Below are 3,744 nucleotides of genomic sequence, written 5' to 3'. Positions count from 1 at the left end.
GGTGTGTGGTGTTTTCTCTCTTTCACGGAGAGTTTGATCCTGGCTCAGGACGAACGCTGGCGGCGTGCTTAACACATGCAAGTCGAACGGTGAAGCCCAGCTTGCTGGGTGGATCAGTGGCGAACGGGTGAGTAACACGTGAGCAACCTGCCCTCCACTTCGGGATAAGCCCTGGAAACGGGGTCTAATACCGGATACGAGCACTCGACGCATGTCGGGTGTTGGAAAGTTTTTCGGTGGGGGATGGGCTCGCGGCCTATCAGCTTGTTGGTGGGGTAATGGCCTACCAAGGCGTCGACGGGTAGCCGGCCTGAGAGGGCGACCGGCCACACTGGGACTGAGACACGGCCCAGACTCCTACGGGAGGCAGCAGTGGGGAATATTGCACAATGGGCGAAAGCCTGATGCAGCGACGCCGCGTGAGGGATGACGGCCTTCGGGTTGTAAACCTCTTTCAGCAGGGAAGAAGGCCTTCGGGTGGACGGTACCTGCAGAAGAAGCGCCGGCTAACTACGTGCCAGCAGCCGCGGTAATACGTAGGGCGCAAGCGTTGTCCGGAATTATTGGGCGTAAAGAGCTCGTAGGCGGTTTGTCGCGTCTGGTGTGAAAACCTCAGGCTCAACCTGGGGCGTGCATCGGGTACGGGCAGACTAGAGTGCGGTAGGGGAGACTGGAATTCCTGGTGTAGCGGTGGAATGCGCAGATATCAGGAGGAACACCGATGGCGAAGGCAGGTCTCTGGGCCGCAACTGACGCTGAGGAGCGAAAGCATGGGGAGCGAACAGGATTAGATACCCTGGTAGTCCATGCCGTAAACGTTGGGCACTAGGTGTGGGGCTCATTCCACGAGTTCCGTGCCGCAGCTAACGCATTAAGTGCCCCGCCTGGGGAGTACGGCCGCAAGGCTAAAACTCAAAGGAATTGACGGGGGCCCGCACAAGCGGCGGAGCATGCGGATTAATTCGATGCAACGCGAAGAACCTTACCAAGGCTTGACATGCACCGGACGCTGCCAGAGATGGTGGTTCCGCAAGGTCGGTGCACAGGTGGTGCATGGTTGTCGTCAGCTCGTGTCGTGAGATGTTGGGTTAAGTCCCGCAACGAGCGCAACCCTTGTCCTATGTTGCCAGCGGGTCATGCCGGGGACTCATGGGAGACTGCCGGGGTCAACTCGGAGGAAGGCGGGGATGACGTCAAATCATCATGCCCCTTATGTCTTGGGCTTCACGCATGCTACAATGGCCGGTACAGAGGGCTGCGATACCGTAAGGTGGAGCGAATCCCAAAAAGCCGGTCTCAGTTCGGATTGGGGTCTGCAACTCGACCCCATGAAGTCGGAGTCGCTAGTAATCGCAGATCAGCAACGCTGCGGTGAATACGTTCCCGGGCCTTGTACACACCGCCCGTCAAGTCACGAAAGTTGGTAACACCCGAAGCTCACGGCCCAACCGGTTCGTCCGGAGGGAGTGGTCGAAGGTGGGACTGGCGATTGGGACTAAGTCGTAACAAGGTAGCCGTACCGGAAGGTGCGGCTGGATCACCTCCTTTCTAAGGAGCACATACCTCCCACCCTGGTGGGGGGTCATGCACAGCCGCTTGAGGCGCCGATCGTGCGTCTGGTGGTTGCTCTGGGTGGAACATTGACTACAGCCTGCTGCTGGGTGGGTCGAGCTAGTACACCGTGCGGTGCCTCTTCGGGGGTGCCGGGTTCGCGGTCGGAAGGGTCGGTCTGCTGGTGGCGGGGCTGGTGAGCACACTGTTGGGTCCTGAGGCAGCCGGCCGCGTGTTGGTCGGGGTCTTGATGGATACGGGTCGTCGGTCGGTCGCAGACCGCTCCCAGGGGTGCCGCAGCGTGAGCTGGTGGTGGCTCGGGTGGGGGTAGGTGCGCCAGGTGCCGGCGGGTCCGTCCGTTGCTTGAGAACTGCACAGTGGACGCGAGCATCCCAGATGTTCAAGTACATCCCTCATCCCTTCGGGGTCGTGGGGTGTGTTTTCTTGGATTTCTGTAGCAATTTTGTAGTGTGTCGAAGTTTTTAAGGGCACATGGTGGATGCCTTGGCACTAGGAGCCGAAGAAGGACGTTGTAGCCTGCGATAAGCCTCGGGGAGCTGGCAAACGAGCTGTGATCCGAGGGTGTCCGAATGGGGGAACCCGGCCGCAGTCATGTGCGGTCACCGACGCCTGAATGTATAGGGCGCCTGGAGGGAACGTCGGGAAGTGAAACATCTCAGTACCGACAGGAAGAGATATTCCGTGAGTAGTGGCGAGCGAAAGCGGATGAGGCCAAACCGTATGCGTGTCAAGCTGTCAGGCGTTGCGTGTGCGGGGTTGTGGGACCTTCCGAGAACCACTGACATGGTTCTGACCAGTAAGAAAGTCGCGTGATAGTCGAACCGCATTGAAAGGCGGACCGTAGAGGGTGTGAGTCCCGTAGACGAAATCGCGTGGCCTGGTGGAGGGGATCCCAAGTAGCACGGGGCCCGTGAAATCCCGTGTGAATCCGGCAAGACCACTTGCTAAGCCTAAATACTACCTAGTGACCGATAGCGGATCAGTACCGTGAGGGAACGGTGAAAAGTACCCCGTGAGGGGAGTGAAATAGTACCTGAAACCGTGTGCCTACAAGCCGTCGGAGCCTCCCTGGTGGGGGTGACGGCGTGCCTTTTGAAGAATGAGCCTGCGAGTTAGTGCTCGGTGGCGAGGTTAACCCGTGTGGGGAAGCCGTAGCGAAAGCGAGTCCGAACAGGGCGATTCAGTCGCCGGGTCTAGACCCGAAGCGAAGTGATCTAGCCATGGGCAGGTTGAAGCGCCGGTAAGACGGCGTGGAGGACCGAACCCACTTAGGTTGAAAACTGAGGGGATGACCTGTGGTTAGGGGTGAAAGGCCAATCAAACTTCGTGATAGCTGGTTCTCCCCGAAATGCATTTAGGTGCAGCGTCACGCGTTCCTTGCCGGAGGTAGAGCTACTGGATGGCCGATGGGCCCTACCAGGTTACTGACGTCAACCAAACTCCGAATGCCGGCAAGCCAGAGCGTGGCAGTGAGACTGCGGGGGATAAGCTTCGTAGTCGAGAGGGAAACAGCCCAGACCACCGGCTAAGGCCCCTAAGCGTGTGCTCAGTGGGAAAGGATGTGGAGTTGCCCAGACAACCAGGAGGTTGGCTTAGAAGCAGCCACCCTTGAAAGAGTGCGTAATAGCTCACTGGTCAAGTGATTCCGCGCCGACAATGTAGCGGGGCTCAAGTACACCGCCGAAGCCGTGGCGCTCACACAAGCCCAGCAGCGACTTGATCGCTGTTCAGGCGTGTGGGCGGGTAGGGGAGCGTCGTGTGGGCGGTGAAGCCGCGGAGTGATCCAGCGGTGGAGACCACACGAGTGAGAATGCAGGCATGAGTAGCGAAAGACGGGTGAGAAACCCGTCCGCCGAATGACCAAGGGTTCCAGGGCCAGGTTAATCCTCCCTGGGTAAGTCGGGACCTAAGGCGAGGCCGACAGGCGTAGTCGATGGACAAGGAGTTGATATTCTCCTACCGGCGAAGAACCGCCCATACCGAATCCGGTGATGCTAACCACCCCGAACCACCACCGACGTCCTTCGGGACGTCACCGGTGACTAGGCGTGGGACCCGAGCCGGTACTAGGTAAGCGTGTTAACAGGGGTGACGCAGGAAGGTAGCCCGGCGTGGCGATGGTTGACCACGTCCAAGGCCGTAGCCCGCCTCGTAGGCAAATCCGCGAGGCAC

At 59.3% G+C, this 3,744-nt stretch carries 2 rRNA genes (1 of these 2 running past the window's edge); both read left to right on the top strand.

The features are described 5' to 3' along the window. The first annotated feature begins 21 nt into the window (after positions 1–21). Positions 22–1,548 (top strand): 16S ribosomal RNA (locus tag Q6347_RS15055). Positions 1,549–2,023: 475 nt separating this feature from the next. Beyond that, positions 2,024–3,744 (top strand): 23S ribosomal RNA (locus Q6347_RS15050) (it continues 1,490 nt past the right edge of the window). Together the 16S and 23S rRNA genes form the textbook arrangement of a ribosomal RNA operon.

The sequence above is a fragment of the Isoptericola sp. b408 genome, assembly GCF_030588085.1.
Lineage (GTDB): Bacteria > Actinomycetota > Actinomycetes > Actinomycetales > Cellulomonadaceae > Isoptericola > Isoptericola sediminis.
This window is presented reverse-complemented; position numbering and strand designations above follow the sequence as displayed.